Annotated in this window: 19 protein-coding genes; 13 read left to right on the top strand and 6 right to left on the bottom strand. The window is 70.5% G+C overall.

What is annotated here, in order from left to right; translation table 11 throughout:
- Positions 1 to 5 precede the first annotated feature (5 nt).
- From ilvA to OG984_RS07605, 3 genes are all read left to right on the top strand, one after another.
- Positions 6 to 1262, top strand: a complete 1257-nt coding sequence (gene ilvA / locus OG984_RS07615; protein WP_328530985.1) for a threonine ammonia-lyase IlvA — start codon at positions 6 to 8, stop codon at positions 1260 to 1262.
- 5 nt (positions 1263 to 1267) lie between these two features.
- A complete protein-coding gene (locus OG984_RS07610; protein WP_328530984.1) occupies positions 1268 to 2473 on the top strand; it encodes a hypothetical protein in 1206 nt (401 codons plus the stop codon).
- Positions 2474 to 2556: 83 nt separating this feature from the next.
- Positions 2557 to 2778, top strand: coding sequence for a hypothetical protein (locus OG984_RS07605; protein ID WP_328530983.1), 222 nt, complete (start codon positions 2557 to 2559; stop codon positions 2776 to 2778).
- A gap of 7 nt (positions 2779 to 2785) precedes the next feature.
- On the opposite strand, the gene corA is transcribed toward OG984_RS07605, so the two are convergent.
- Entirely contained in the window at positions 2786 to 3766 is a 981-nt protein-coding gene (corA, locus tag OG984_RS07600) for a magnesium/cobalt transporter CorA (RefSeq protein WP_328530982.1), read from the bottom strand.
- A 69-nt stretch (positions 3767 to 3835) separates the two neighbouring features.
- Here corA and OG984_RS07595 point away from each other — a divergent pair, with 69 nt between their 5' ends.
- From OG984_RS07595 to mshC, 4 genes are read left to right on the top strand one after another with little or no spacing between them, the layout of a single operon-like run.
- Positions 3836 to 4576, top strand: a complete 741-nt coding sequence (locus tag OG984_RS07595; RefSeq protein ID WP_442940971.1) for a histidine phosphatase family protein — start codon at positions 3836 to 3838, stop codon at positions 4574 to 4576.
- Between the two features lie 9 nt (positions 4577 to 4585).
- Positions 4586 to 5191 (top strand): DUF3090 domain-containing protein, encoded by a 606-nt coding sequence (locus tag OG984_RS07590; protein WP_328530981.1) that lies wholly within the window; start codon positions 4586 to 4588, stop codon positions 5189 to 5191.
- Positions 5178 to 5981 (top strand): SCO1664 family protein, encoded by an 804-nt coding sequence (locus OG984_RS07585; protein WP_328530980.1) that lies wholly within the window; start codon positions 5178 to 5180, stop codon positions 5979 to 5981. Before OG984_RS07590 ends, OG984_RS07585 begins: the two co-directional genes overlap by 14 nt.
- A 32-nt stretch (positions 5982 to 6013) precedes the next feature.
- Positions 6014 to 7246 carry a cysteine--1-D-myo-inosityl 2-amino-2-deoxy-alpha-D-glucopyranoside ligase gene (gene mshC, locus OG984_RS07580; RefSeq protein WP_328530979.1) on the top strand — a complete coding sequence of 411 codons (1233 nt, stop codon included), beginning with the start codon at positions 6014 to 6016 and terminating at the stop codon, positions 7244 to 7246.
- 119 nt (positions 7247 to 7365) lie between these two features.
- On the opposite strand, the gene OG984_RS07575 is transcribed toward mshC, so the two are convergent.
- Positions 7366 to 8214, bottom strand: coding sequence for a PAC2 family protein (locus tag OG984_RS07575; RefSeq protein ID WP_328530978.1), 849 nt, complete (start codon positions 8212 to 8214; stop codon positions 7366 to 7368).
- A 189-nt stretch (positions 8215 to 8403) separates the two neighbouring features.
- Here OG984_RS07575 and metH point away from each other — a divergent pair, with 189 nt between their 5' ends.
- On the top strand, positions 8404 to 12117 hold the full coding sequence (gene metH, locus OG984_RS07570) for a methionine synthase (RefSeq protein WP_328530977.1): 3714 nt from the start codon (positions 8404 to 8406) through the stop codon (positions 12115 to 12117).
- 206 nt (positions 12118 to 12323) lie between these two features.
- On the opposite strand, the gene OG984_RS07565 is transcribed toward metH, so the two are convergent.
- On the bottom strand, positions 12324 to 13076 hold the full coding sequence (locus tag OG984_RS07565) for a hypothetical protein (RefSeq protein ID WP_328530976.1): 753 nt from the start codon (positions 13074 to 13076) through the stop codon (positions 12324 to 12326).
- A gap of 82 nt (positions 13077 to 13158) precedes the next feature.
- On the opposite strand from OG984_RS07565, the gene OG984_RS07560 reads away from it, so the two are divergent.
- Positions 13159 to 13560 (top strand): TIGR03668 family PPOX class F420-dependent oxidoreductase, encoded by a 402-nt coding sequence (locus OG984_RS07560; protein ID WP_328530975.1) that lies wholly within the window; start codon positions 13159 to 13161, stop codon positions 13558 to 13560.
- Positions 13561 to 13570: 10 nt separating this feature from the next.
- Here OG984_RS07560 and OG984_RS07555 read toward each other — a convergent pair whose 3' ends face one another.
- Positions 13571 to 14533 (bottom strand): hypothetical protein, encoded by a 963-nt coding sequence (locus tag OG984_RS07555; protein ID WP_328530974.1) that lies wholly within the window; start codon positions 14531 to 14533, stop codon positions 13571 to 13573.
- 183 nt (positions 14534 to 14716) lie between these two features.
- On the opposite strand from OG984_RS07555, the gene OG984_RS07550 reads away from it, so the two are divergent.
- Together OG984_RS07550 and fdhD are read left to right on the top strand one after the other, a co-directional pair.
- Positions 14717 to 15187, top strand: a complete 471-nt coding sequence (locus tag OG984_RS07550) for a hypothetical protein (RefSeq protein ID WP_328530973.1) — start codon at positions 14717 to 14719, stop codon at positions 15185 to 15187.
- 121 nt (positions 15188 to 15308) lie between these two features.
- Entirely contained in the window at positions 15309 to 16145 is an 837-nt protein-coding gene (fdhD, locus tag OG984_RS07545; RefSeq protein ID WP_328530972.1) for a formate dehydrogenase accessory sulfurtransferase FdhD, read from the top strand.
- Positions 16146 to 16209: 64 nt separating this feature from the next.
- On the opposite strand, the gene OG984_RS07540 is transcribed toward fdhD, so the two are convergent.
- Complete coding sequence (locus OG984_RS07540) at positions 16210 to 18069, bottom strand: hypothetical protein (RefSeq protein WP_328530971.1); 1860 nt, start codon at positions 18067 to 18069, stop codon at positions 16210 to 16212.
- Positions 18070 to 18238: 169 nt separating this feature from the next.
- Between OG984_RS07540 and OG984_RS07535 the strand changes: the two genes are divergently transcribed.
- Positions 18239 to 19381 (top strand): sterol desaturase family protein, encoded by a 1143-nt coding sequence (locus OG984_RS07535; RefSeq protein ID WP_328530970.1) that lies wholly within the window; start codon positions 18239 to 18241, stop codon positions 19379 to 19381.
- An 18-nt stretch (positions 19382 to 19399) separates the two neighbouring features.
- Here the strand turns inward: OG984_RS07535 and OG984_RS07530 are convergent, their stop codons facing one another.
- Positions 19400 to 22114, bottom strand: a complete 2715-nt coding sequence (locus tag OG984_RS07530) for an ATP-binding protein (RefSeq protein WP_328530969.1) — start codon at positions 22112 to 22114, stop codon at positions 19400 to 19402.
- Between the two features lie 133 nt (positions 22115 to 22247).
- On the opposite strand from OG984_RS07530, the gene OG984_RS07525 reads away from it, so the two are divergent.
- Positions 22248 to 23348 carry a class I SAM-dependent methyltransferase gene (locus OG984_RS07525; protein ID WP_328530968.1) on the top strand — a complete coding sequence of 367 codons (1101 nt, stop codon included), beginning with the start codon at positions 22248 to 22250 and terminating at the stop codon, positions 23346 to 23348.
- Positions 23349 to 23416 lie beyond the last annotated feature (68 nt).

Genomic DNA, 23416 nt, shown 5'->3' with positions numbered 1-23416 from the left:
GGCATGTGTCTGAGTCTGGCAAGAAGCCTGCCGTAACACCCGCAGCGATCGAGGAAGCCGCCGCGCGCACGATCGCCACGCGCACGGCGGTCGAGCGCTCCGTCAGACTCTCGGAGAGGTACGCCGCCGAGGTCCTGCTCAAGCGCGAGGACCTGCAGCTCGGGCGCTCCTACAAGGTCCGCGGCGCCTACAACCTGATGAGCTCGCTGACGCCCGAGGAGCTCGAGCGAGGCGTCGTGTGCGCGTCCGCCGGGAACCACGCCCAGGGTGTCGCGATCTCGTGCGCCCGCCTCGGCGTGCCCGGCCACATCGTGGTGCCGACCAACACGCCCAAGCAGAAGCGCGACCGGATCACCGCCCTCGGCGGCGAGCATGTGACGCTCACCCTCCACGGCTCGACCTACGACGAGGCCTCCGCCTACGCCTACGAGCTGGGGCGCGGGCTCGGTGCCACCTACGTCTCCGCGTTCGACGACCCGCGCACCATCGCCGGGCAGGGCACCGTCGGCTACGAGCTGACCTCGCAGATCTCCTCGCCCCTGGACGTCCTCCTGCTGCCCGTCGGCGGCGGCGGACTCGCCTCCGGGGTCGCGACCTGGGTGCGCGAGGTCTGGCCGCAGACCCGGATCATCGGCGTCGAGCCCGCCGGTGCCGCCTCGATGGCCGCCGCGTTCGAGGCCGGTGGGCCGGTGCGGCTGGACACGCTCGACACCTTCGTGGACGGTGCCGCGGTCGCGACCGCGGGGAAGGTGACGTACCCGATCGTCAAGGAGTACGTCGACGAGCTCGTCTCCGTGCCGGTCGGCGCGATCTGCGTGGAGATGCTCGAGCTCTACCAGACCGAGGGGATCATCGCCGAGCCCGCCGGAGCGCTCGCGGTGGCCGCCCTGGGGCAGATCGACCTGCGTGGCGCCACCCGCATCGGCGCCGTCCTCTCCGGCGGCAACAACGACGTCTCCCGCTACGCCGACGTGCTCGAGCGGGCGCTGATCCACCAGGGCCTGCGCCACTACTTCCTGGTCTCCTTCCCGCAGGCGCCCGGGGCGCTGCGCGGCTTCCTCGACGACGTGCTGGCCGACGGGGAGGACATCGTGGTCTTCGAGTACGTCAAGAAGTCCAACCGCGAGCACGGCCCCGCGCTGATCGGCATCGACCTCGACTCCGCCGACGGGCTCGAAGGGCTGCTGGAGCGGATGGGTGCCAGCGACCTGCTCATCGAGCGGATCGAGCCCGACTCGCCGCTGTTCACCTTCCTGCACTGATGCGCATGTCCAGCCTCTCGCGGTCTCACGCCGTCGTCCTGCTGGCCGGGCTCGTCGGGCTCGGCTCGGGCTGTTCCAGCAAGGCCGTCGACACCGGCGATACGGCTGGCGGTCCAGGCCGGATCACCCACCGTGCCGTCGCCGCGGTCGCGCTCGAGCACCTGCCGACCGACACCTCCCGCCGGGCGGCTTCCTACACCTCCGAGTCGACGCCTGCCGAGCAGGTCTCGGTCGACCTGCGCTATGGCGCCGACGGCGAGTACGACGGCGACCTGGTCAGCGTCGCGGTCTCCGCGCGACCGCCGGCGGACCTCGACGCATGCCGAGGTGATGCCGGGCAGCACTGTGTCGAGCTGCCGACCGCCGTGAAGAGCGCCGAGCTGCAGCTGCGCTGGACCGACGAGGAGCCCGAGGAGGATCCCGGCGGCGTCGCGGTCGTGCTGCGGCGCGAGGGCGGCGAGACCGCCTCGATCGGCTACTCCGGTCCGGCGGTCACCGGCGACCCCCGCAAGCTCGACCTGCCGATCGCCGTCGACACGCTGGTCGCCGTCGTCGAGGATCCCCGGCTCCGCTACCGAGCGACCTCCTCGACCCTTGCGCTCGGTGAGGAGCTCGACGACTGGGAGGGCGGCGAGCCCGACCCCGGGGCGTACGACCTGGTCCGCAACACCGACCACGGGATCGCCCAGGCCTACGTCGGCGGCCGGGGTGGCTACGGCTACTACCGAGGCGTCATCCGGTCGCCACTGCGGGGCGAGTTCGGCGCCGACGCCATCGGCGGGCGGCTGCTGCAGCGCTCCTCATCCGGCTTCACGGACGTGCCGGACGCCGACATCGACGTCCTCGCCGCACCGTCGCCGCCTGCCTGGATGACCCGGGAACCCTGCTCGGCGCCCCGCCTGCGCGCGCACTGTGTCACCACCAAGGGCAAGCGCGGCCCCCTGGTCTTCGCCTGGCAGCCTGCGCGCGGAGACGACGTCGGCTGGGCCTGGATGATCTCCCTGCGGGAGAAGGAGGTCGTCGCCGTGCGCTACCGGGGCCCACGGATGCCGGCCGGCTACGACGAGGCTGCGATGCTCACCGAGTGGTACCAGGGTGAGCAGCTCGACGCCCGGGGTGGCGGCGAGGCCGACTCGGAGTTCGCCGACGACCTCTCCCTGTGGTGCGACCGGGAGCATCTCGACGCCCGTCCGGTGAAGCAGCTCGACTAGCTGGTGGGTCGCACCGGTCTCGACAGGTGACCTGTCCGGCGTTTCGGGGTGCCAGCGTCCGCAAACGTGAAATACTGGCCGCAATGCGTACCACCCTGTCCCACGTAGCGTGGCTCGAGGCGAAAGCCGAGAAGTACGCCGACGACGCGTTGGTCTTCACGACCGCGCGGACCAGCGACCTGCAGGTCGGCGGCCTCACGGGGGAGCAGTGGGCCACCGTGTATCGGGCCGTGGCTCACGAGCTCCGCGAGTGCGCACGCGAGGCTGCCGAGCGGCAACCACGCAGCTGGTGGCGCAGAGGGTGAGACCCGGTCAGAACCAGCCCGACTTGCGGAAGAAGATCCACAGTCCGGCCACCACGGCGACCATGAGCAGCAGCGCGAACGGGTAGCCGAAGGTCCACGACAGCTCGGGCATGTGGGTGAAGTTCATCCCGTAGATCCCGGCGATGAGCGTCGGGACCACGACCAGGGCGGCGCCGGCCGAGATCTTGCGCATGTCCTCGTTCTGCTGCAGCGAGAGCTGCGCCAGATGGGCCTCGAAGGCCGAGGAGAGCAGCGTCTCGAGGTTCTCGATCGCCTCCACGATGGAGGCGAGATGGTCGAGGATGTCGCGGAAGTAGGGACGCAGGTCGGGGTCGATCCCGCCTTCGCCGTTCGCGAAGCGGCGCACGGGCTCCCGCAGCGGCATCACCGCGCGGCGTACCTCTGCGAGCTCGCGACGCAGGCGATAGATCCGGGCCGAGTCGTGGGTGCGCTCGTCGGAGAAGACGGAGGTCTCGACCTCGTCGACGTCCTTGGTGAGCTCGTTGGCGACGTCGACGTAGGCGTCGACGATGTAGTCCACGACCGCGTAGACCGCGGAGTAGGAGCCCTCGGTGAGGAGCTGCTCGTCGTTGGTCTCCAGCAGCTCACGGGCCGGCGCGAGCCGGGAGCCGCGACCGTGGCGGACCGTGATCACGTAGTCGGTGCCGATGAAGAACGCGACCTCGCCGGTCTCGACGGCGTCCTCGGCGTCGACGTACCAGAGCGTCTTGACGACCAGGAACATCCCGCCCTCGTAGCGCTCCAGCTTGGGTCGCTGGTGGGCCGTGAGGGCGTCCTCCACGGCGAGCGGATGCAGGCCGAAGGCCTCGGCGACCTCGTCGAGCTCGTACTGGCTGGGCTGGTAGAGCCCGAGCCACACGAAGTCGCCGTCGTCCTTCACCCCGCTGCGCAGCGTGGCGTAGTCGTGGGGTGCACAGTCGGTCCTGTCACGCTCACCGGCGCGGTAGAGAGCGCTGTCGACGATCACGTTGTCAGGTTAAGGCATGCCGCCCGGCGTTGTGGGCCGGCTTCACCGGGATGGATAGGGTCGCCAACCGTGGCGACGATGATCCTGGTGAGACACGGCCGTACGACGGCGAACGCATCCGGCACCCTGGCCGGACGGCTCCCCGGCGTGAGACTGGACGAGCGCGGCCTGGAGCAGGCCGCCAAGGCGGCCGAGCGGATCGCGCCGGTCCCGCTGGCGCTGGCGGTCACCAGCCCGATGGAGCGCTGCCAGCAGACGCTTTCGGTGATCCTGGAGGGGCGTGCCGAGCAGCCCGCCGTCGTCGTCGAGGACGGCGTCTCCGAGTGCGACTACGGCGAGTGGCAGGGGGAGAAGATCACCACGCTGGCGCGCCGCAAGCTGTGGAAGACCGTGCAGACCCAGCCCTCGGCGGTCACCTTCCCCGGGGGCGAGTCGATGCCCGCGATGCAGGCCCGGGGAGTCGAGGCCGTACGCCGCCACGACGCCGCCGTCACCGCAGCCCACGGCGACTCGGCGGTCTGGCTGTGCGTGAGCCACGGCGACCTGATCAAGTCCATCCTGGCCGACGCGCTCGGCATGCACCTTGACCTCTTCCAGCGGCTGCACGTCGACCCGGCCTCGATCTCCGTGGTCCGCTACGGCGAGGGGCGCCCCTCGGTCCTGGCCACGAACACCCATGCCGGCGACCTGTCCTGGCTGGCGCCGAAGCCCGCGGCCAAGAAGGGACGCAAGCCGTCGCGTCGCCGCAACGACGACGCCGTCGTGGGCGGTGGCGCGGGTCCCGGCGACGGTTTGGACTCTGCTGGATAAGGTTTGTGCATGCCTGTGATGCACGCCTTCGACCCGCCCGAACGATTCGTCGTCGGCACCGTCGGCGAGCCGGGAGCGCGTACGTTCTTCCTCCAGGCGCGTGAGGGAGCTCGGGTCGTCTCGGTGGCCCTGGAGAAGCAGCAGGTCACCGTGCTCGCCGAGCGTCTCGACGAGCTCCTCGACGAGGTGATGAAGTCGGCCCCTGCGGTGGTGCCGGCGGTGGCGCCCTTCGATCTCGACGACAACGGCCCGCTGGAGCAGCCGATCGAGGAGGAGTTCCGCGCCGGCACGATGACCCTGGCCTGGGACCCCGACGAGGACAAGGTGGTCCTCGAGGTCTTCCCGATCAACGAGACCGAGATCATCGCCGAGGTCGACGAGTCCGGCGCGCTGGTCGACGAGGACGCCGTGGCCGCCATCGAGCTGGACGAGCCGGAGCCCGACGAGGTGCTCCTGGTCCGGATCGCTCCGCGCAACGCCCGCGCCTTCGTGAAGCGGGCCGAGGCGGTGCTGGGCGCCGGGCGTCCCAACTGCCCGTTCTGCGGCAACCCGATCGACCCCGAGGGGCACCTGTGTGTCCGGGCGAACGGGTTCAAGCGGCGTGACCCGGTCTGATCCTGTGGAGCCGGCGCCGGAGATCGAGCACAGCGCCCCGCGGAGCGGCGGGGCCATGGAGCTCGTCGGTCGGCTGACGACGGCATCCAACGCGACCTTCCTGGCCACGCTCGGCGAGTCCGAGGTGGTCTACAAGCCGATCGCGGGGGAGCGGCCGCTGTGGGACTTCCCCGACGGTCAGCTCGCGCATCGCGAGGTCGCCTCCTACCTCGTCTCCGAGGCGCTGGGCTGGTCGGTGGTCCCCGAGACCTGGCTCGGCGACGGGCCGCACGGTCCCGGGATGATCCAGCGCTGGATCGACACCGACGACAGCATCGAGCCCGTCACGATCGTGCCCGAGGGCGAGGTGCCGCCCGGCTACCTGAAGGTCTTCGACGGCTTCGACGAGCACGACCGGGTGGTGACCCTGGTCCACGAGGACACGCCCGAGCTGCGGCGGATGGCCGTCTTCGACGCGATCACCAACAATGCCGACCGCAAGGGCGGTCACGTCCTGCCGCTCGCCGGTGGGCGCCGCTACGGCTGCGACCACGGGCTGACCTTCCACGACGAGCCGAAGCTGCGCACCATCCTGTGGGGATGGCACGGGCTGGGCTTCTCCGAGGAGGAGCTCGCCGGTATCCGGACGGTCCATGCCGGGCTCTCCGGTGCGTTGGGGCGGTCGCTGGCTGCGTACCTCACGGGTCGGGAGATCGAGGCGCTCGGTCACCGCTGCGAGGGGCTGCTCGCCGAAGGGGCCTTCCCACGGCCGGGATACGACCGACATGTCATCCCGTGGCCGCCCTTCTGAGACACGTGGGCCTCGCCAAGTAGGCTGCACCCATGCGCGCATGGTCTGCACCCGAAGTCCCAGAACTGTCCGTCACAGGGCCCGAGGTGCAGGTCTATGACCATCAGCGGGACGCCGTCGTCCCGACGAAGGGTCAGGGCCGCCGTTCGCTGTACGTGTGTGGCATCACGCCCTACGACGCGACCCACATCGGCCACGCCAACACCTACGTCGCCTTCGACCTGCTCCACCGGGCGTGGCTCAACGCCGGCTACGAGGTCGGCTACACCCAGAACGTCACCGATGTCGACGACCCGCTGCTCGAGCGCGCCGACAAGGTCGGGATCGCGTGGGAGGCGCTCGCCGAGCGCGAGACCGAGCTCTTCCGCCAGGACATGGAGGCGCTGCGGGTCGTTCCGCCGCAGCACTACATCGGTGCCGTCGAGTCGATCCCGCTGGTGCTCTCGCTGATCGGCGAGCTCGAGGAGGCCGGCGCGATCTACAAGGTCGACGAGGACGTCTACGCCTCGGTGGCCGTCGACGACGCCTTCGGCGAGGAGTCGCGGATGTCTCGTGAGGAGATGCTCGAGCTCTTCGGCGAGCGCGGCGGCGACCCCGAGCGGCCCGGCAAGAAGGACCCGCTCGACCCGCTGCTGTGGCGCGCCGAGCGCCCCGGTGAGCCGTCCTGGCCCTCGCCCTACGGCCCGGGTCGTCCTGGCTGGCACGTCGAGTGCACCGCGATCGCGCTGGAGCACCTCGGCGCCGGGTTCACCGTCCAGGCGGGCGGCTCCGACCTGATCTTCCCGCACCACGAGATGTCCGGCTCCCACGCCCGCTCCGCGGGCAAGGACTTCGCCGAGATCTACACCCACGGCGGGATGGTGGCCTACGACGGCCACAAGATGTCCAAGTCGCGCGGCAACCTGGTCTTCGTCTCGGCCCTGCGCAACTCCGAGATCGACCCGATGGCGATCCGGCTGGTGCTCCTGGGCCACCACTACCGCGACGACTGGGAGTGGACCGACGCCAAGCTCTTCGACGCCGTCGACAAGATCGCCGAGTGGCGCAAGGCCGTCGCGCTCGGCCGCGGCGCCCCCGCCGCCCCGGTAGTCGAGACCGTCCTGGGCGCCCTGGCCGACGATCTCGACGCGCCGCGTGCGGTCCAGGCCGTCGACGCCTGGGTAGCCGCGACGCTCGGCGAGGGCGGTCTCGCCGAGACCTCCGACGCCCTCGCCGGGGAGACCATCGCCAAGCTCGTCGACGCGGCGCTGGGCATCAAGCTCTGACTGCGGGCCTCAGGGGCCACATGCGTCACACCGCTCAGGCTTTTCCTGCGCTTCTCGGGTGTTGCATTGCCTGAGAAGCGCAGGGATACCCGGTTAACCGGGTATCCCTGCGCCCGGTTCTACGAGTCGTCGGTGCGGCGCTTGAGGTAGCGCTCGAACTCCCGGGCGATCGCGTCACCGGAGGCCTCGGGGAGGTCGGCGGTGTCGCGGGCCTCCTCGAGGGAGCGTACGTAGTCGGAGACGTCCTCGTCCTCCTCGGCGAGGTCGTTGACGCCGCGCTCCCAGGCTCGGGAGTCCTCGGGAAGGTCGCCGAGGGGGATGGAGCACTGCAGCAGGTCCTCGAGCTTGTTGATGATCGCGAGGGTGGCCTTGGGGCAGGGTGGAGCGGCGACGTAGTGGGGGACCGCGGCCCAGTAGGAGACCGCCGGGATGTCGCTCTGGACGCACGCCTCCTGGATGACGCCGACGATGCCGGTCGGTCCCTCGTAGGACGGTGAGTCGAGCTTGAGCCGGTCGACGAGGTCGGGCTCCGTGGCGGTGCCGGAGACGGGGATCGGGCGGGTGTGCGGCGCGTCGGCGAGCAGCGCCCCCAGGGTCACCACGAGCTGGCCGCCGAGGTCGTCGACGCACTCCAGGATCTCGCTGACGAACTGCTTCCAGCGCATGTTGGGCTCGATGCCGCGCACCAGGATGATGTCGCGATCCAGGTCGGGCGGGGAGCAGACGGCGACCTGGGTGGTGGGCCAGGTGATCGCGCGGAACCCGTTCTCGTCGGTGCCGGTCACCGGCCGGTTGACCTGGTAGTCGTAGAAGTCCTCGGGATCGATCTCGGCCACGACCCGCGCGTGCCAGACATCCATCAGATGGTCAACCGTGCCGGAGGCGGCATCGGCCGCGTCGTTCCATCCCTCGAACGCGGCGATCACCACAGGATCGACCAGGTCGCGGGTCTCTTCGATCTCGATCACGTCTCCACCCTAGTCATGCGGACCAGCCCGACGCCGCCGTTCACCCTGCGTACACCTTATGAATTCCCACCTGGTGGACTGCCAGTGTCAGGATTCGGAATGAAATGGCATGGCCCGCACACCTACGCCGTAGCGTGTTTCAGGCAAAGCCGTGCACACCACCGTGCCCGCCCGGGAGAGGAAACAAGAGTGAGTCTGCGCCCTGATGTCACCGAGACCCTGACCGCCGCCCTGAAGGAGCGGATCATGGTGCTCGACGGTGCGATGGGCACTGCGATCCAACGTGACCGTCCCGACGAGGCCGGCTATCGCGGCGAGCGGTTCAAGGACTGGCCCACCGACCTCATCGGCAACAACGACCTGCTCAACCTGACCCAGCCGCAGATCATCGAGGGCATCCACCGCGAATACCTCGAGGCCGGCGCGGACATCATCGAGACCAACACCTTCAACGCCAACGCGGTCTCACTGAGCGACTACGACCTGGCCGATCTCGCCTACGAGATCAACTTCGAGGCGGCGCGCCTGGCACGTGCGGCCGCGGACATCTACTCGACCCCCGAGAAGCCGCGCTACGTCGCCGGCGCGCTCGGCCCGACGACGCGTACCGCCTCCATCAGCCCGGACGTGAACGACCCCGGCGCCCGCAACGTCACCTACGAGCAGCTCCGCGACGCCTACGCCGACGCGACCCGCGCGCTCCTCGAGGGTGGCTCGGACCTGATCTTCATCGAGACCATCTTCGACACCCTCAACGCCAAGGCGGCGATCTTCGCTGTCCAGCAGGTCTTCGAGGAGTACGGCCGCCGCTGGCCGGTCGTGATCTCCGGAACGATCACGGACGCCAGCGGCCGCACCCTGTCGGGACAGGTCACCGAGGCGTTCTGGGATTCCGTACGCCACGCCGACCCGCTCCTGGTCGGCCTCAACTGCGCGCTCGGCGCGCAGGAGATGCGCCCCTACATCGCCGAGCTCGCCCGCGTCGCGGACGCCTTCGTCTCCTGCTACCCCAACGCGGGGCTCCCGAACGCCTTCGGCGAGTACGACGAAGGCCCGAGTGACACCGCGGGCCACGTCCACGAGTTCGCCACCGCAGGGTTCGTGAACCTGGTCGGCGGCTGCTGCGGCACCACGCCCGCCCACATCGCCGAGATCGCCAAGCAGGTCGAGGGGATCGCGCCCCGCGACGTCCCCGAGGTCGAGCCCGCGCTGCGGCTCTCCGGCCTGGAGCCGTTCACCGTGACCGAGGAGAGCCTCTTCGTCAACGTGGGGGAGCGGACCAACATCACCGGGTCGGCGAAGTTCCGCAACCTGATCAAGGCCGGCGACTACGACACGGCGCTCTCGGTGGCGGCCCAGCAGGTCGAGAACGGCGCCCAGGTCATCGACGTCAACATGGACGAGGGCATGATCGACGGGGTCGCGGCGATGACCCGGTTCCTGACGCTGATCGCCTCCGAGCCCGACATCTCCCGGGTCCCGATCATGATCGACTCCTCCAAGTGGGAGGTCATCGAGGCCGGCCTGAAGCTCGTCCAGGGCAAGCCGATCGTCAACTCGATCTCGCTCAAGGAGGGCGTCGAGTCCTTCGTCGAGCACGCCGAGCAGTGCAAGCGCTACGGCGCGGCCGCCGTCGTGATGGCCTTCGACGAAGACGGCCAGGCCGACTCCTACGAGCGCCGGATCGCGGTCTGTGAGCGGGCCTACCGGATCCTCGTCGACGAGGTCGGCTTCGACCCCGAGGACATCATCTTCGACCCCAACGTGTTCGCGGTCGCGACCGGCATCGAGGAGCACGCGACCTACGGCGTCGACTTCATCGAGGCGGTTCGCTGGATCAAGCAGAACCTCCCGGGCGCCAAGGTCTCCGGCGGCATCTCCAACGTCAGCTTCTCCTTCCGCGGCAACAACCCCGTGCGCGAGGCGATCCACGCGGTCTTCCTCTACCACGCGATCGAGGCGGGCCTGGACATGGGCATCGTCAACGCCGGGGCGCTGGTGCCCTACTCCGAGGTCGACCCCGAGCTGCGGGACCGCATCGAGGACGTCGTGCTCAACCGCCGTCCCGACGCCGCCGAGCGGCTGCTGGAGATCGCCTCGAAGTACAACAAGGACTCACCCGAGGCGGAGGCCAAGGCCGAGGCCTGGCGCGACCTGCCGGTGGGCGAGCGGATCACCCACGCCCTGGTGAAGGGCCTGGACGCCTACGTCGAGGCCGACACCGAGGAGCTCCGCGCCGAGATCTCGGCTCGCGGCGGCCGTCCGATCGAGGTCATCGAGGGCCCGCTGATGGACGGCATGAACGTCGTCGGCGACCTGTTCGGGGCCGGCAAGATGTTCCTGCCGCAGGTGGTCAAGAGCGCCCGGGTCATGAAGAAGGCGGTCGCCTACCTGATCCCGTTCATCGAGGCCGAGAAGCAGCCCGGTGACGCCGAGACCAAGAACGGCACCATCGTGATGGCCACGGTCAAGGGCGACGTCCACGACATCGGCAAGAACATCGTCGGCGTGGTGCTGCAGTGCAACAACTACGAGGTGATCGACCTCGGCGTGATGGTACCGGCGCAGAAGATCCTCGACGCCGCCAAGGAGCACGACGCCGACATCATCGGCCTCTCCGGCCTGATCACGCCGTCGCTGGACGAGATGGTCGGCTTCGCCACCGAGATGCAGCGCGTCGGCCTCGACCTGCCGCTCCTCATCGGCGGTGCGACCACCTCGCGGGCCCACACCGCGGTCAAGATCGACAAGGCCTACGACGGTCCGGTCGTCTGGGTCAAGGACGCCTCGCGCTCGGTGCCCACCGCGGCCGCACTCCTCGACGCCGGCCGGCGCGAGAAGCTGATGGCCGAGGTCAAGGTCGACTACGACTCGCTGCGCGCGCGGCATGCCGAGCGGAGCGAGCGGGCGTCCCTGACGTACGTCCAGGCGAAGGCCAACAAGCCGGAGGTCGACTTCTCGACGCTGCCGGTGGCGCCCTCGGAGCCCGGTGTCCACACGCTCCTCGATTACCCGATCGCCGAGCTGCGTGACTACATCGACTGGCAGCCGTTCTTCAACGCCTGGGAGATGAAGGGACGTTTCCCCGACATCCTCAACAACCCCGCCACCGGTGAGGCCGCGCGCAAGCTCTTCGACGACGCGCAGGAGATGCTCGACAAGATCATCGAGGAGAAGTGGCTCGAGGCGCGCGGCGTCTACGGCCTCTTCCCGGCCAACTCGACCGGTGAGGACGTCGTGGTCTACACCGACGACTCCCGAGCCGAGGAGCGGGCCACGCTGTTCCAGCTGCGCCAGCAGGGTCAGCACCGCGAGGGTGTGGCCAACAAGTCGCTGGCCGACTACGTCGCGCCCGTCGGCGAGGGTTCCGACCACGTCGGTGCCTTCGCGGTCACCGCCGGCATCGGCCTGCCCGAGCGGGTGACGGCGTTCAAGGAGGAGCTCGACGACTACTCCGCGATCATGCTGGAGGCGCTCGCCGACCGCCTGGCCGAGGCGTTCGCGGAGCGGCTCCACCAGCGCGTACGCACCGAGTTCTGGGGCTACGCCGCCGACGAGGGCGGCGACGGCCAGCTGCCCAACGAGGACCTGATCGCCGAGAAGTACGCCGGCATCCGGCCCGCTCCGGGTTACCCGGCCTGTCCCGACCACACCGAGAAGCAGACCATCTGGTCGCTGCTCGACGTCGAGAAGAACACCGGCATCGAGCTCACCGAGTCGATGGCGATGTGGCCGGGCGCGTCGGTCTCCGGGATCTACTACGGCCACCCCGACTCGCAGTACTTCGTGGTGGGCCGTCTCGGCCAGGACCAGGTCGCCGACTACGCCCGACGCAAGGGCTGGACGATGGCCGAGGCCGAGCGCTGGCTCTCGCCGAACCTGGGCTACGACCCGGAGGACTGATCCTCCGCGGCGAACGAAAACTCATTCGATCCGTGTGGTCGAATGAATTTTCGTTCGGGTGCAGCGGGTGAACGAATTTTCATTCGACCCAGCGGGTGAACGAATTTTCACCCGGCCTAGATGCGCGAATGAATTTTCATTCACTCCTGTGGGACGAATGAAAATTCGTTCGCGCCGGTGAAGCGCACCCTTCGATCGGGTCCCCGTCACAGCGCGGTCGGCGGGCCGGCGATCGGGGAGCTGTCGGGAGGGGAGCCGTCGAGCCAGGACGGGGGAACGCGGCCGACACTGGCGACGTTCCAGAAGGCCGTACGCCGCGTCAGGATCGTGACGAGGTGGTAGCCGTCCGGGTGGCGGGTGAGCACGCCCGCCACCGGGTCGCGGTCGGGATCCAGAGCGAGCGGGATGACGTACGCCCAGGTCTCGGTGGCGGGATACCAGTAGACGCCGACGGTGGAGGCGTCCCAGGAGCCGAGCGACGCGTTCGCCTCTGCGACGGCCGGCCGGAGCCGCGCCAGGAGCTGCTGAGGCTCCATGCCGGCGCGGTCGGCATGGTCGTAGGCGATGTGGAGAGCGCCGACGGAGGTGATCCGTGCGGACCGGTCGAAGGCCGGCGGCACCCAGCTCTCCAGCGCGGTGCGGCACCGTTGACAGTCGTCGTCGCGGCTCCAGTCGGCGAACTCGACGTCGTCGACGGCCAGATCCTCGCCGCGGCTGGTGACGAGGACCAGCCGCAGCCCGTCCTGGTCGCGCAGAGGCAGCGGATTGTGCTCGAGCCCGTCGCGGAAGTGCAGCAGCGCGGCGGCCTCGTTGATACCGACCCGGTGGACGACCGCGCTGCGCAGTCCCTGCAGCTGCGCCTTCGTCGACTCCCGACGAAGCAGCGACGGATCGACCAGGTCGGCCAGCCACTCGACCAGGTCGACGGTCAGCAGCCGCTCGGCCTCAGCTGGCAGCACGGGGGAGGAGCTCGGAGCGCATGCAGGACACGGTAGCCGCCGGGCTCCGGCTCGTCCGCCTCGGCGTGGGTAGGCTCGACCGGTGCGACACGACGAGCAGTGGGCCAGGGAACGGTTCGCGAAGGCCCGCGTAGCGCGGCTGGCGACGGTCTCGGCCGACGGTGCGCCGAGGATCGTACCGATCGTGTTCGCCCTGGCAGGCGAGGAGATCCTCACCGCCGTCGACCACAAGCCCAAGTCGACCACCCGGCTGCGCCGGCTCGACGACATCGCGGCCAACCCGGCGGTGTCGCTGCTGGTGGACGCCTACGACGACGACTGGTCGCAGCTGTGGTGGGCCCGTGCCGACGGCGTCGCACGTGTGCACGCGAGCCACGACCTCGCCCCGCTGGTCGCGAAATACGCCGACTACCGCGTGCAGCCGCCCGTCGGGCCGGTGATCGTCATCGAGGTGAAGCGGTGGTCCGGCTGGTCGGCGACCTGAGCCCGAGCCCTCAGCGCGACTGACGGCGGAAGGGTCGCAGGATCTCCCCGCTGGGCGACGGCCCGCGGGAGCGCATCGCCGGAGGCACCGCCGGCGGGGGCGGCATCGTCGGGGACATCGGCGGCTGAGGCATCGGCGGGGCCGCGCCGGCCCAGGGGCCGCGTACGTCCAGGACGGTGGCCCACTGCGACGCGGTCGGGCGGAGCCCGGGAGGACCGGCGGCCTGGTCCATCAGCCGGGTGAGCGGGCCGACCAGGATGCCGGCCTCGCCGGCGAAGGTGAGGTCGGGCCGCAGGCCGGGAGCTGCGTTGCGGTTGCCGGTGAGTACGCGGGCGATCGTCAGGGCCAGCTTGAACCGGTCGCTGTCGGCGGTCGGCGGCCGGCCGATGTTGGTCGGGTCCTCCCAGCCCCGGGTGTCGGCGGGCGGAAGCACGCCGTCCTCGCCGGCCGGACGGATCCCGTCACAGTCGAGCAGCATCACCCGGGGCACCGGCGAGACCGACCAGGCGATATTGCGCGGCGAGAGGTCTCCGAGGACGAGCCCCTGCCGGTGCAGGGCGTCCATCACCGCGGCCAGGGCCCGCATCAGCAGCACCCGCTCGTAGACCCCGGGGCTGGGGACGTCCCCGGTGTTCACGAGCAGACCCAGCTCGGCCAGTGCGGTGGTGGGCCCGAACCCGGCCAGGAACGGCTCCTGGACCCGCTGCATCAGGAAGCCCGCGGTACGCAGCCCGTCGAGCACGACCGTGTGCGGCCAGGCGGCGAAGTGGTCCACCTGCAGACCCTCGCTCACGACGAACCCGCGGATGCGCACCAGCTCGGCCAGAGCCCGGCCGTCGACGAGACCCAGCTCCCGCGTGCGGTAGAGCTTCGCGACCGTCCCGGGATGGTCGGCCAGCTCGATGATGCGGCCTTGCGAGCCCTGGGCGATATGGCGTCCCAGACTCAGGTCGCTGAGCTGGATTTCGTTCACGGAACCTCCGGCACCAGTCGTAGGTAGGCAGATCGTACGTGTCTGGGCGATCCCGTGCCGAGTCGACGGCCCAACTGGTGGCACCCCGCTGCCGACAGCGACTCTGGTCAACGGCGGTCAGACATGTCGGCGCGGCGTACCGTGGTGCTCATCAGGTTCCCCGCGAGAACGAGACGAGGACAGGTGCCCATCACCCGGATCGAGGAGTCGACCGCCCGCGACGAGGGCGCGGTCGAGTTCGCCGGTGGGCGAGAGGCGTACGCACCCGGCGACGCGATCGTGGCCGACGCCATGGTTCGCCTGCCGAAGCTGCTCCCGGCCACGGCGACCGCTCGCGACGTACGCGATCTGTTCCTCGACGACCACGTCCATGCCGCGCTCGTCGTCGACGGTGAGCGGCTGCTCACCGTCATCGAGCCGCACGAGGCCGAGGCGGGCGGGGACGGGCCGGCGAGGACCATGGGTACGCTCCGCGGCCGGGTGGTCGCGTCCTACGCCGACCTGTGGGAGACCTGGGCCTGGATGACCGCCCACGGCAGCCGGCGGCTGGCCGTGGTCGAGGACGGCCGCTGCGTCGGTCTCCTCTGCCTCAAGCGAAGCGGCCGCGGCTTCTGCTGCGACGCCGGGATCCGGGCGAGAGCGCTCGGCCGGTGACCACCGACCGGTTCGATCGCCGCCGGGGCGGTGGCTTCATACTGCTCATCGGCGCGGCCGTACACGCGGCACGGCACGCCCACCGCCCCGCACGACCCCACCCCACACGACAGGAGCTGACATGGGACGAGTGACAGTTGGACGGCCCGTGATGCGGGTGCGGGACGGCGTCATCTCACAACGTCCGGACAAGCTGGCCGCCGAGGAGCCCATGGAGATCCGGGTCAACGGCCGGCCGCTGACGGTCACCATGCGGACCCCGGGCGGCGACTTCGACCTGGCGGTCGGGTTCCTGGTCAGCGAGGGCGTCGTGCACTCCGCCGACGATGTCGCGAGCGTCCGCTACTGCGCCGGCGCGACCGCCGACGGCGGCAACACCTACAACGTGGTCGACGTCGGTCTGGCCACGCACGTCCCGCCGCCGGACGCTTCCCTGGAGCGCAGCTTCTACACGACCTCCTCGTGCGGGCTGTGCGGGAAGGCGTCGCTCGAGGCGGTGCGTACGTCCTCGGCCTGGTCCGTCGCCGAGGACACCCTGCGGGTCACCCCCGAGCTCCTGGCCACCCTGCCGGAAAGGCTGCGGGAGGCGCAGCGCGTCTTCGACAGCACCGGCGGCCTGCACGCCGCGGGGCTCTTCGACGCCGAGGGCAACCTGCTCTGCGTACGCGAGGACGTCGGCCGCCACAACGCCGTCGACAAGGTGATCGGGCACGCGCTGCGCGAGGGCCTGGTGCCGCTGCGCAGCAGCATGCTCATGGTGAGCGGCCGGGCCTCCTTCGAGCTCGTCCAGAAGGCCGTGATGGCTGGCATCCCGCTGCTCGCGGCGGTCTCGGCTCCCTCCTCGCTCGCCGTCGACCTGGCCGACGACAACGGCCTCACCCTGGTCGGCTTCCTGCGCGGCTCCTCGATGAACATCTACGCAGGCACCGACCGGATCGAGCCCGTTCCCGTCGGCTGAGCGACGGGAACGGGCTCGGGTCCCGGTCAGCGGTTCGGCGTGACCCGGACCTCGACGTTCCTCATCAGCGGCTGGTCTCGCGTGCTCGACCGTTGGCCCAGGCGTAGGTGGTGAGCAGGGCGGTCACCGGCCAGGCCAAGGTCGTGACCAGCTGTGGGATCCCGCTGACCACTCCGAAGGGGGCCGGGAAGATGACGAAGGCCAGCGCGGCGAGCGCCCCGCCGAGCACCGAGACCAGCGCTGCCGATATGGCCAGGACGAGCAGCACGGTGAGGAGCTGAGGGCGTACCAGAGCCCAGCTGCGGCTCAGCGCCCGCCACCCCGAACGTCCCTCGAGCTGTACGACGGGCAGCACCAGCGACCAGGCGACCAGAAGTACCAGGGCGACCGGGAGAAGGATCCCGGTGAGGAACAGGGGCACCACGATGAGCGCCCACAGCGCAACGGTCGCCAGCAGCGCAGGCGCCCGATCTCGGGTCAGTCGCAGGAGAGATCCGAGCGTCACCGGCCGGCCCGTTCCCAGGTCGAGGACCGCCTGGGCAGAGGCGACCTGAGCCCATGCCAGCGAGAGTACGAGGACGAGGAGGACCGCGCCGGACAACACCGACCACCACCACGCCCCCGGCGGGACCAGTGCAGCGATCACGGACGAGGCCACCGATGCGGCCGCCGCAGGGGCGGCGACCAGGAGGAACACCTGCCAGTGGCCGGCCAGCATCTTCAGGGCGGCGGCCACGACCCGCCCGGGCCGGCGACGGGCGACGACGGGGAGCGGCGCGGCCTCGGCCCAACCGGAGCGGCGTACGACCCAGCCGAGGGCGAACAGCACGGCCAGGAGGATCAGCAGGGTCGGCGCGGGGTCGGCGGAGAACTGGCGGAACGCGTCAGAGCCTGCGGAGACCAGGGTGCAGAAGTAGGCGCCGGCCTCGCTGCCGGCCACCTCGGCGCCGGGCAGCGAGAAGCTGTGGTCGCGTGCCTTGTCAGACCACGTGAACGGCTTGTTCCACGCCTGCTTCATGTTCGGGCCGGTCGGTCCCTCGTAGAACCGTTGCGGACCGATCTCGCCCCAGTGCCCGCGGTAGGTGATCCACGGGTACGCCTCGGCGGCCGCCTCGGGATCCTGGGGGATCGTACGGACCTCGGGACGCACCTCGTGGTGCGGGCCGATGGTGGTGTCGCAGCCGAACCCCTCGGCCGCCGACCGGCCCAGGTAGAGGCCTTCGTCGTACTGGCTTGCGTGGGAGCCGGCCGAGACGTAGACGACCGGGTGCGTCTCTTCGTCGATCTGAAGCTTGTCGTCGCTCCAGAGAGCTCGTTCGGCGCCGTAATGCTGGGCGTAGAGGACCTGGTCGGGGTCCGTCTCCAACGCCGCCTCGACGTCACCGACGGGTAACTCGACCTGGATACGCTCCCAGTCGGCCTCGTGCTTGTTGTTGTAGTCGTTGAACGGGTAGAAGAAGAAGTACTGTATCGCGATCCGGTCCTCGATCCCGGACTCGGTGGCCACATGCGCGTAGATGGTGGGTTGTGGGTCCGATCCCCACACACCTGTCGCCCACCGCTCGTAGTCACACCCGGGCTTGAGCGGGTTGCCGGGCTCGTCGAGCGCGTATCCCTCGAGACCGGCGGAGAGCTGCTCGGCCGTAGGGCCGACGGTGATGAGATCGCGATCCGTCCACGGGCCGCGCAGAGCCACCGAGCTCTCACCCATCATGGCGTCGACGTCACTGGGGACGTACGGCTCACCGGGGCCGCAGGCATCGGGCTGGTCGACCAGCATCATCACCGGGGCGTATCGCTCGGCCAGCTGGGCCTCGGCATCGGTGGCATCGTCGGGCTCGGCTGCGGCCGCGGGAGCGACGACGCCGACCATGACCAGCGCGCTGAGCGCTGTCCCCAGCAACACCGCGATGCAGCGCACCATCGATCCACCTCTTCATCGGGCCCTGCCCGCCTCGGCTGGTCGGCTCACGCTAACAGTCCGGTCGAGGCGTCGGATGGATCCGGATCCGGCTCCGGCGCGTCGAGACGGCAGGTGAGTTGAGTATGTGGACTCAGGCGGCGAGGAACGCCCTGCGGCCAGAATTTCTGACATGTCCACGTCCCTGCTGCGCCACCACCTGCTCGCCCCCGCCACCTCGTGCTTCCTGGGCGTCCTGAGCCTGGCGACCGTGCTCTGCTTCCACTTCCCCGAGCTGCTGACCAGCCGCGAGTTCCGGGCGATCTACACCGAGGACTTCGCCCGTACGCTGCTCCTGATCGGGTTGGCGGCGGCGTTCTTCGCCGGCACGATCGCGGTGCTGCGCGACCAGCACAGGCGGATGGCGTTCACCGGTGTCGGCACGGCGACGGTGGCGGTGCTGCTGGGCGGCACCGAGGTGCCGTTCGACGGACCGGTCAAGGACACGCCGTTCTCGCTCGGCCTCGACTGGTTCGTGCTCGCCCTGTTCTTCTCGGCGCTGGTCTTCATCCCGCTCGAGCACGCCTTCGCCCGCCGTCCGGTGCCGGTGTTCCGGCCCGGCTGGCGCACCGATGCGTGCTACTTCTTCATGAGCCACGTGCTCGTCCAGCTCATCCTGATCCTGGTCACCACCTCGACGTCGCTGGTGGTCTCCGTGCCCCGGTGGTCGAGCTTGTCGAGACCCCTTGTCGAGGCGCAGCAAGCCTGGATCTCCGACCTGCCCTTCGTGGCGGCGTTCCTGCTCGCGGTCTTCCTGGCCGACCTCGCCCAGGCGGTGCTGCACCGCTGCTACCACCGGGTCATGGTGCTGTGGCGCTTCCACGCGGTGCACCACTCCAGCCCCGAGCTCGACTGGCTGGCCGGCTCGCGGGTGCACTTCGTCGAGACCGTGCTGACCCGCAGCATCGTGCTGCTGCCGCTGCTGTTCCTCGGCTTCTCGACCTCGGTCGTCAACGCGTACGCCGTGCTCGTCGGGATCCAGGCGGTGGTCGCGCACGCCAACCTCGGCATCCGGTTCGGCTTCCTCGAGTACCTGATCGTGCTGCCGCGCTACCACCACTGGCACCACGCCCGGCACCTCGACTACTGGGACCGCAACTACGCCATCCACCTGCCGGTGATCGACATGCTGATGGGCTCCTTCAAGCTGCCCCGCGACGGCAGCTGGCCCGAGGAGTACGGCGTCCTCAAGCGCGAGACCGTCCCGGTGGGGATCCTCGCCCAGCACGTCGCCCCGTTCCTCGGCCAGCGGACCTTCGACGAGTACGTCCGCTGACGTGGTCAGCGCTGATTCTCACGAACCGAGGAGCTGCTCGGCGAGCTCGGCGCGGGAGTGGATGTCCAGTTTCGTATAGACCTTCCGCAGGTGGTACTCGACCGTCTTCGGGCTGAGGAAGAGCGCGGCCGCGGTCTCACGAGTCGTGCGGCCCTCGGCGAGGAGCAGCGACACCTGCAGCTCCTGTGGTGTCAGGGACGCCGCTCCCGACGCCTCCCGCCGCGCCACCTTCTCGCCTGTCGCCTCTAGCTCGGCCGCGGTGGTCCGGGCCCACGGGTCTGCGCCGAGGTCGTCGAAGGACTCGAGCGCGGTACGCAGGTGTGCGCGGGCATCGACGCGGCGCCCGGCGCGCCGGAGCCGGCCGCCGTAGGCGAGGTGGGTCCGTGCAGCCTCGAAGAGGTCGCGGGTGTCGGCATGACCTTCGAGGGCCGCCTCGAAGTGCCTGTCGAAGGACTGGAGGTCGGCCACGGTTCCCAGGGCCCGGTGCGCCCGCGCGACCGACCAGGGCCGACCTTTCGCGCTTGCCGCGGCCGCGTACCGCTCCGCCTCGGCCTCCGCCTCTGCGGGTCGGCCGAGACGGAGCAGCGCATCCACCAGCTCGGCGCCGGGGGAGAGGTCGGCGTCGGCGATGCCCCAGTCGTCGAGCCGTCGCGAGAGGTCGAGGAACGTCTTCGTGGCGGCTCGGGGGTCGCCGTCGGCGAGCTCGAGGTCGCCGACGGCGTAGAGGCACCAGGCCTCGCCCATGCGGATGCCCCGTCGGGTGCACAGTCGCACGGCCTCGGTCGCATGCTCCCGACAGGCGTCGCCCCGACCCTGCCGGGACTCGAGCCACGCGAGCCCGGCGAGGGACATGGCGAGGTCCGTGCCCTGACCCGTCTCCCGAGCGAGCCGGATCGACTCCTCGTAGTTGGCTGCGGCCCGAGACCAGGCGGTGGACGTCGCCTGGTCCCGGGCGACATGGAACAGCACGTTGGGCAGCAGGCCGACGCCCATCCTGGACCGCACGTCGTCGACGATCCGGCGCAGGTTGGCACCGGTCTCTGCGTCGCGGAGGAACAACGGTGTCGTCAGCAGCCACGGCAGCGCCTCGGGGTGTTCGGCCGGGTCGGCGTGCGCGGCCAGCAGCGGCACCGCCATCTGGATCTCCTCCAACCCGCCGTCGCCGCTGAGCACCTTCGCCATCCCCGCCGCGGCGAGCCCGATGGCGCGGGCGCGGGGCGACTCGGCCGCCGCGACGGCGCCGAGCAGCGCCGTGGCGAGGCGCGTCGACACCGCCGCGTCGGCCAGGTAGAAGGCAGCGTGGAGCGCCTCGGCGAGGAGGAACACGGTGTCGTCGGGTGTGGGCGCGTGAGGTGCGGCGCGCTCGAGGATGCGGACCGCGTCGGCGACGGACCCGCTCCGCGCCGCGATCTGCGCCCGGATCCGGAGCGTGCGCGAGCGGGTGGCGTCCGGGACGTGCCGGGTGTCGATCTCGTCGAGGAGGGCGACCGCTCGGTCGTGGAGACCGCCGGTCCACGCTGCCTCGGCGGCCTCGCAGAGCAGGAGGTGCCACCGGTCGGTGTCCGTGCTCAGCCGCGCCGCGCGCTCGTAGGCGGTGCTCGCGACGGTGTACGCCGTGCGGGCGCTCGCGCTGTCGGCGGCGGCTTCGAGCAGCCCCGACACCTCCGGGTCGGGACCCCAGGCCGCCTCCGCCAGGTGCCACGCCCGACGCTCCGCGTCGTCCGGCAGCAGGTCGGCCTCGGCGAGATGGACCGCGCGACGAAGAGTCTCGTCGGCCTCCGCGTACACGGCCGCGCGGACGAGCGGGTGCCGTACGTCGATGCGGCTGCTCGTCACCACGACCAGCCCGGCCCGCTCGGCGGCACCGAGACCGGAGACGTCGAGACCGAGTCGCTTGCAGACCTCTCCCGTGTGGTGGAGGTCGCCGTTGGTGACCACGGCGGCGAGCAGGGCGGTTCGGGATCCCTGGTCGAGCTCCGCCAGGCGTCGGGAGAAGGCGGCCGCGAGCGTGGTGGGCAGCGCCGGCGGGAGCCCCGGCGCCCGGTCGTCGAGGAGCTCGATGTTGCGGCCGAGCTCGAGAAGGGCGAGAGGGTTGCCGCCGGTCGCGGCGAACAGCCGGGCCACCTGCTCCTCGGTCGGTGGCGCGACCTCCAGAGACCGCACGAGGTCACCCGAGGCCGCCGGGTCCAGGCCGGAGAGCTCCAGCACATCGAGGCCGTCGACGAGGCCGTCGTACGCTCCCGATCGGCCGGCGAGCAGGACGACGGCGGGGTCCGCGTCGAGCCGGCGGGCAGCGAAGGCGAGGGCCTCGGCCGACGGGCGGTCGAGCCACTGCAGGTCGTCGACGACGACGGCGATCGGCGCCTGCTCGGCGTACCGGCACAACAGTGCGAGGGTGGCTGCGCCGATGGCGAACCGGTCACCGGCGGTCGACGTCTCCAGAGCGAGCGCGCTGCCCAGTGCCGCCGCCTGCGGAGCGGGCAGCGCGTCGATGAGATGGAACGCCGGACGGAGGAGCAGGTGGAGCCCGGCGAACGCAAGGTCCTGTTCCGCCTCCGTACCGGTGGCGCGCAGCACGCGGACGCCTTCGAGACGCTCGAGCGCATCGTTCAGCAGCGCCGTCTTGCCGACGCCCGGCTCGCCGACGACCGCGAGGGCGCCACCGCGTCCGATCCTCGCTCCGGCGAACAGCTGGTCCACGATCCGCTGCTCGGCCTCTCGTCCGATGAGCACGTGGCGAGTCTAGGAACCGGCTCCGGTGCCGACTCGGCGCTCGAACGGCGTCCTACCTGGTCCTGGGTACCCGGGCAGGACTAGGTGGGGCACCTGACGCGGGGGCATGCCCAGCGTTCCTAGCGTTCCCGCCATGACTACCACTGATGACGCCATGACCCCGGGCGCGAACGAGGTCGAGATCGACATGGACAAGCTGATGGCCTTCGTCTTCCGCGCGGTGGACGAGGTCGGTGCGACCCTGAACGCCGCTCTGGTGGTGATGGGTGACAAGCTCGGCTACTACCGCGACCTCGCGGCGAACGGGCCGAGCACGCCGTCGGAGCTCGCCGCCCGGACCGCGACCGGCGAGCCGTACGCCCGCGAGTGGCTCGCCGCCCAGGCCGCCGGCTCGTACGTGACCTACGACCCGGCGACCGGCCGGTTCACGCTGCCGCAGGAGCACGCGGTGGCGTTGACCGTCGAGGACAGCCCGGCCTTCCTGCCCGGCATGTTCCAGATCGCCCTCGGCACCGTCCACGACGCTTCGCACATCCTGGAGGCCGCGCGCAACGGCGGCGGCTACGGATGGCACGAGCACGACTCGGACGTCCACGTCGGCTGCGAGCGGTTCTTCCGGCCGAGCTACAACGCCCACCTGGTCGCCGAGTGGCTCCCCGCCCTCGACGGTGTCGTGGAGAAGCTCGAGGGCGGTGCGTCGGTCGCCGACGTGGGCTGCGGCCACGGCGCCTCGACGATCCTGATGGCGCAGGCCTTCCCCGACTCACGCTTCGTCGGGTGGGACTACCACGAAGCGTCGATCGCGACCGCGCGCGAGCGCGCAGAGGCGGCGGGCGTCGCGGACCGGGTGACGTTCGAGGTCGCCTCCGCGTCTGCTTTCGGCGGCAGCGACTACGACCTGGTCACCATGTTCGACTGCCTGCACGACATGGGCGACCCGGTCGGGGCGGCGCGCCACGTTCGGGAGTCCCTGGCCGAGGACGGCACCTGGATGGTCGTCGAGCCCGTCGCCGGCGACCACGTCGAGGACAACCTGCACCCGGTCGGCCGCGCCTACTACGGCTTCTCCACCCTGCTCTGCACGCCGAGCTCTCTCGCCCAGGACGTCGGGCTCGCGCTGGGGACCCAGGCCGGCCCGGCCCGGATCCGCGACGTCACGATCGCGGCCGGGTTCACCCGGTTCGAGGCTGTGGCCGAGACTCCGTTCAACCGTGTCTACGAGGTCCGGCCGTGAGCACGAGGCTCGCGCGGTGCGTTCCCCGGCCGAAGTCCGGCGCGACCGGGCTCGGCCGGGTCACACTG

Source organism: Nocardioides sp. NBC_00368, assembly GCF_036090055.1.
In the GTDB taxonomy this organism is placed as follows: Bacteria; Actinomycetota; Actinomycetes; order Propionibacteriales; family Nocardioidaceae; genus Nocardioides.
Note: the sequence above shows the minus strand (reverse complement) of the source record. Positions and strands in the feature narration are given on the sequence as shown.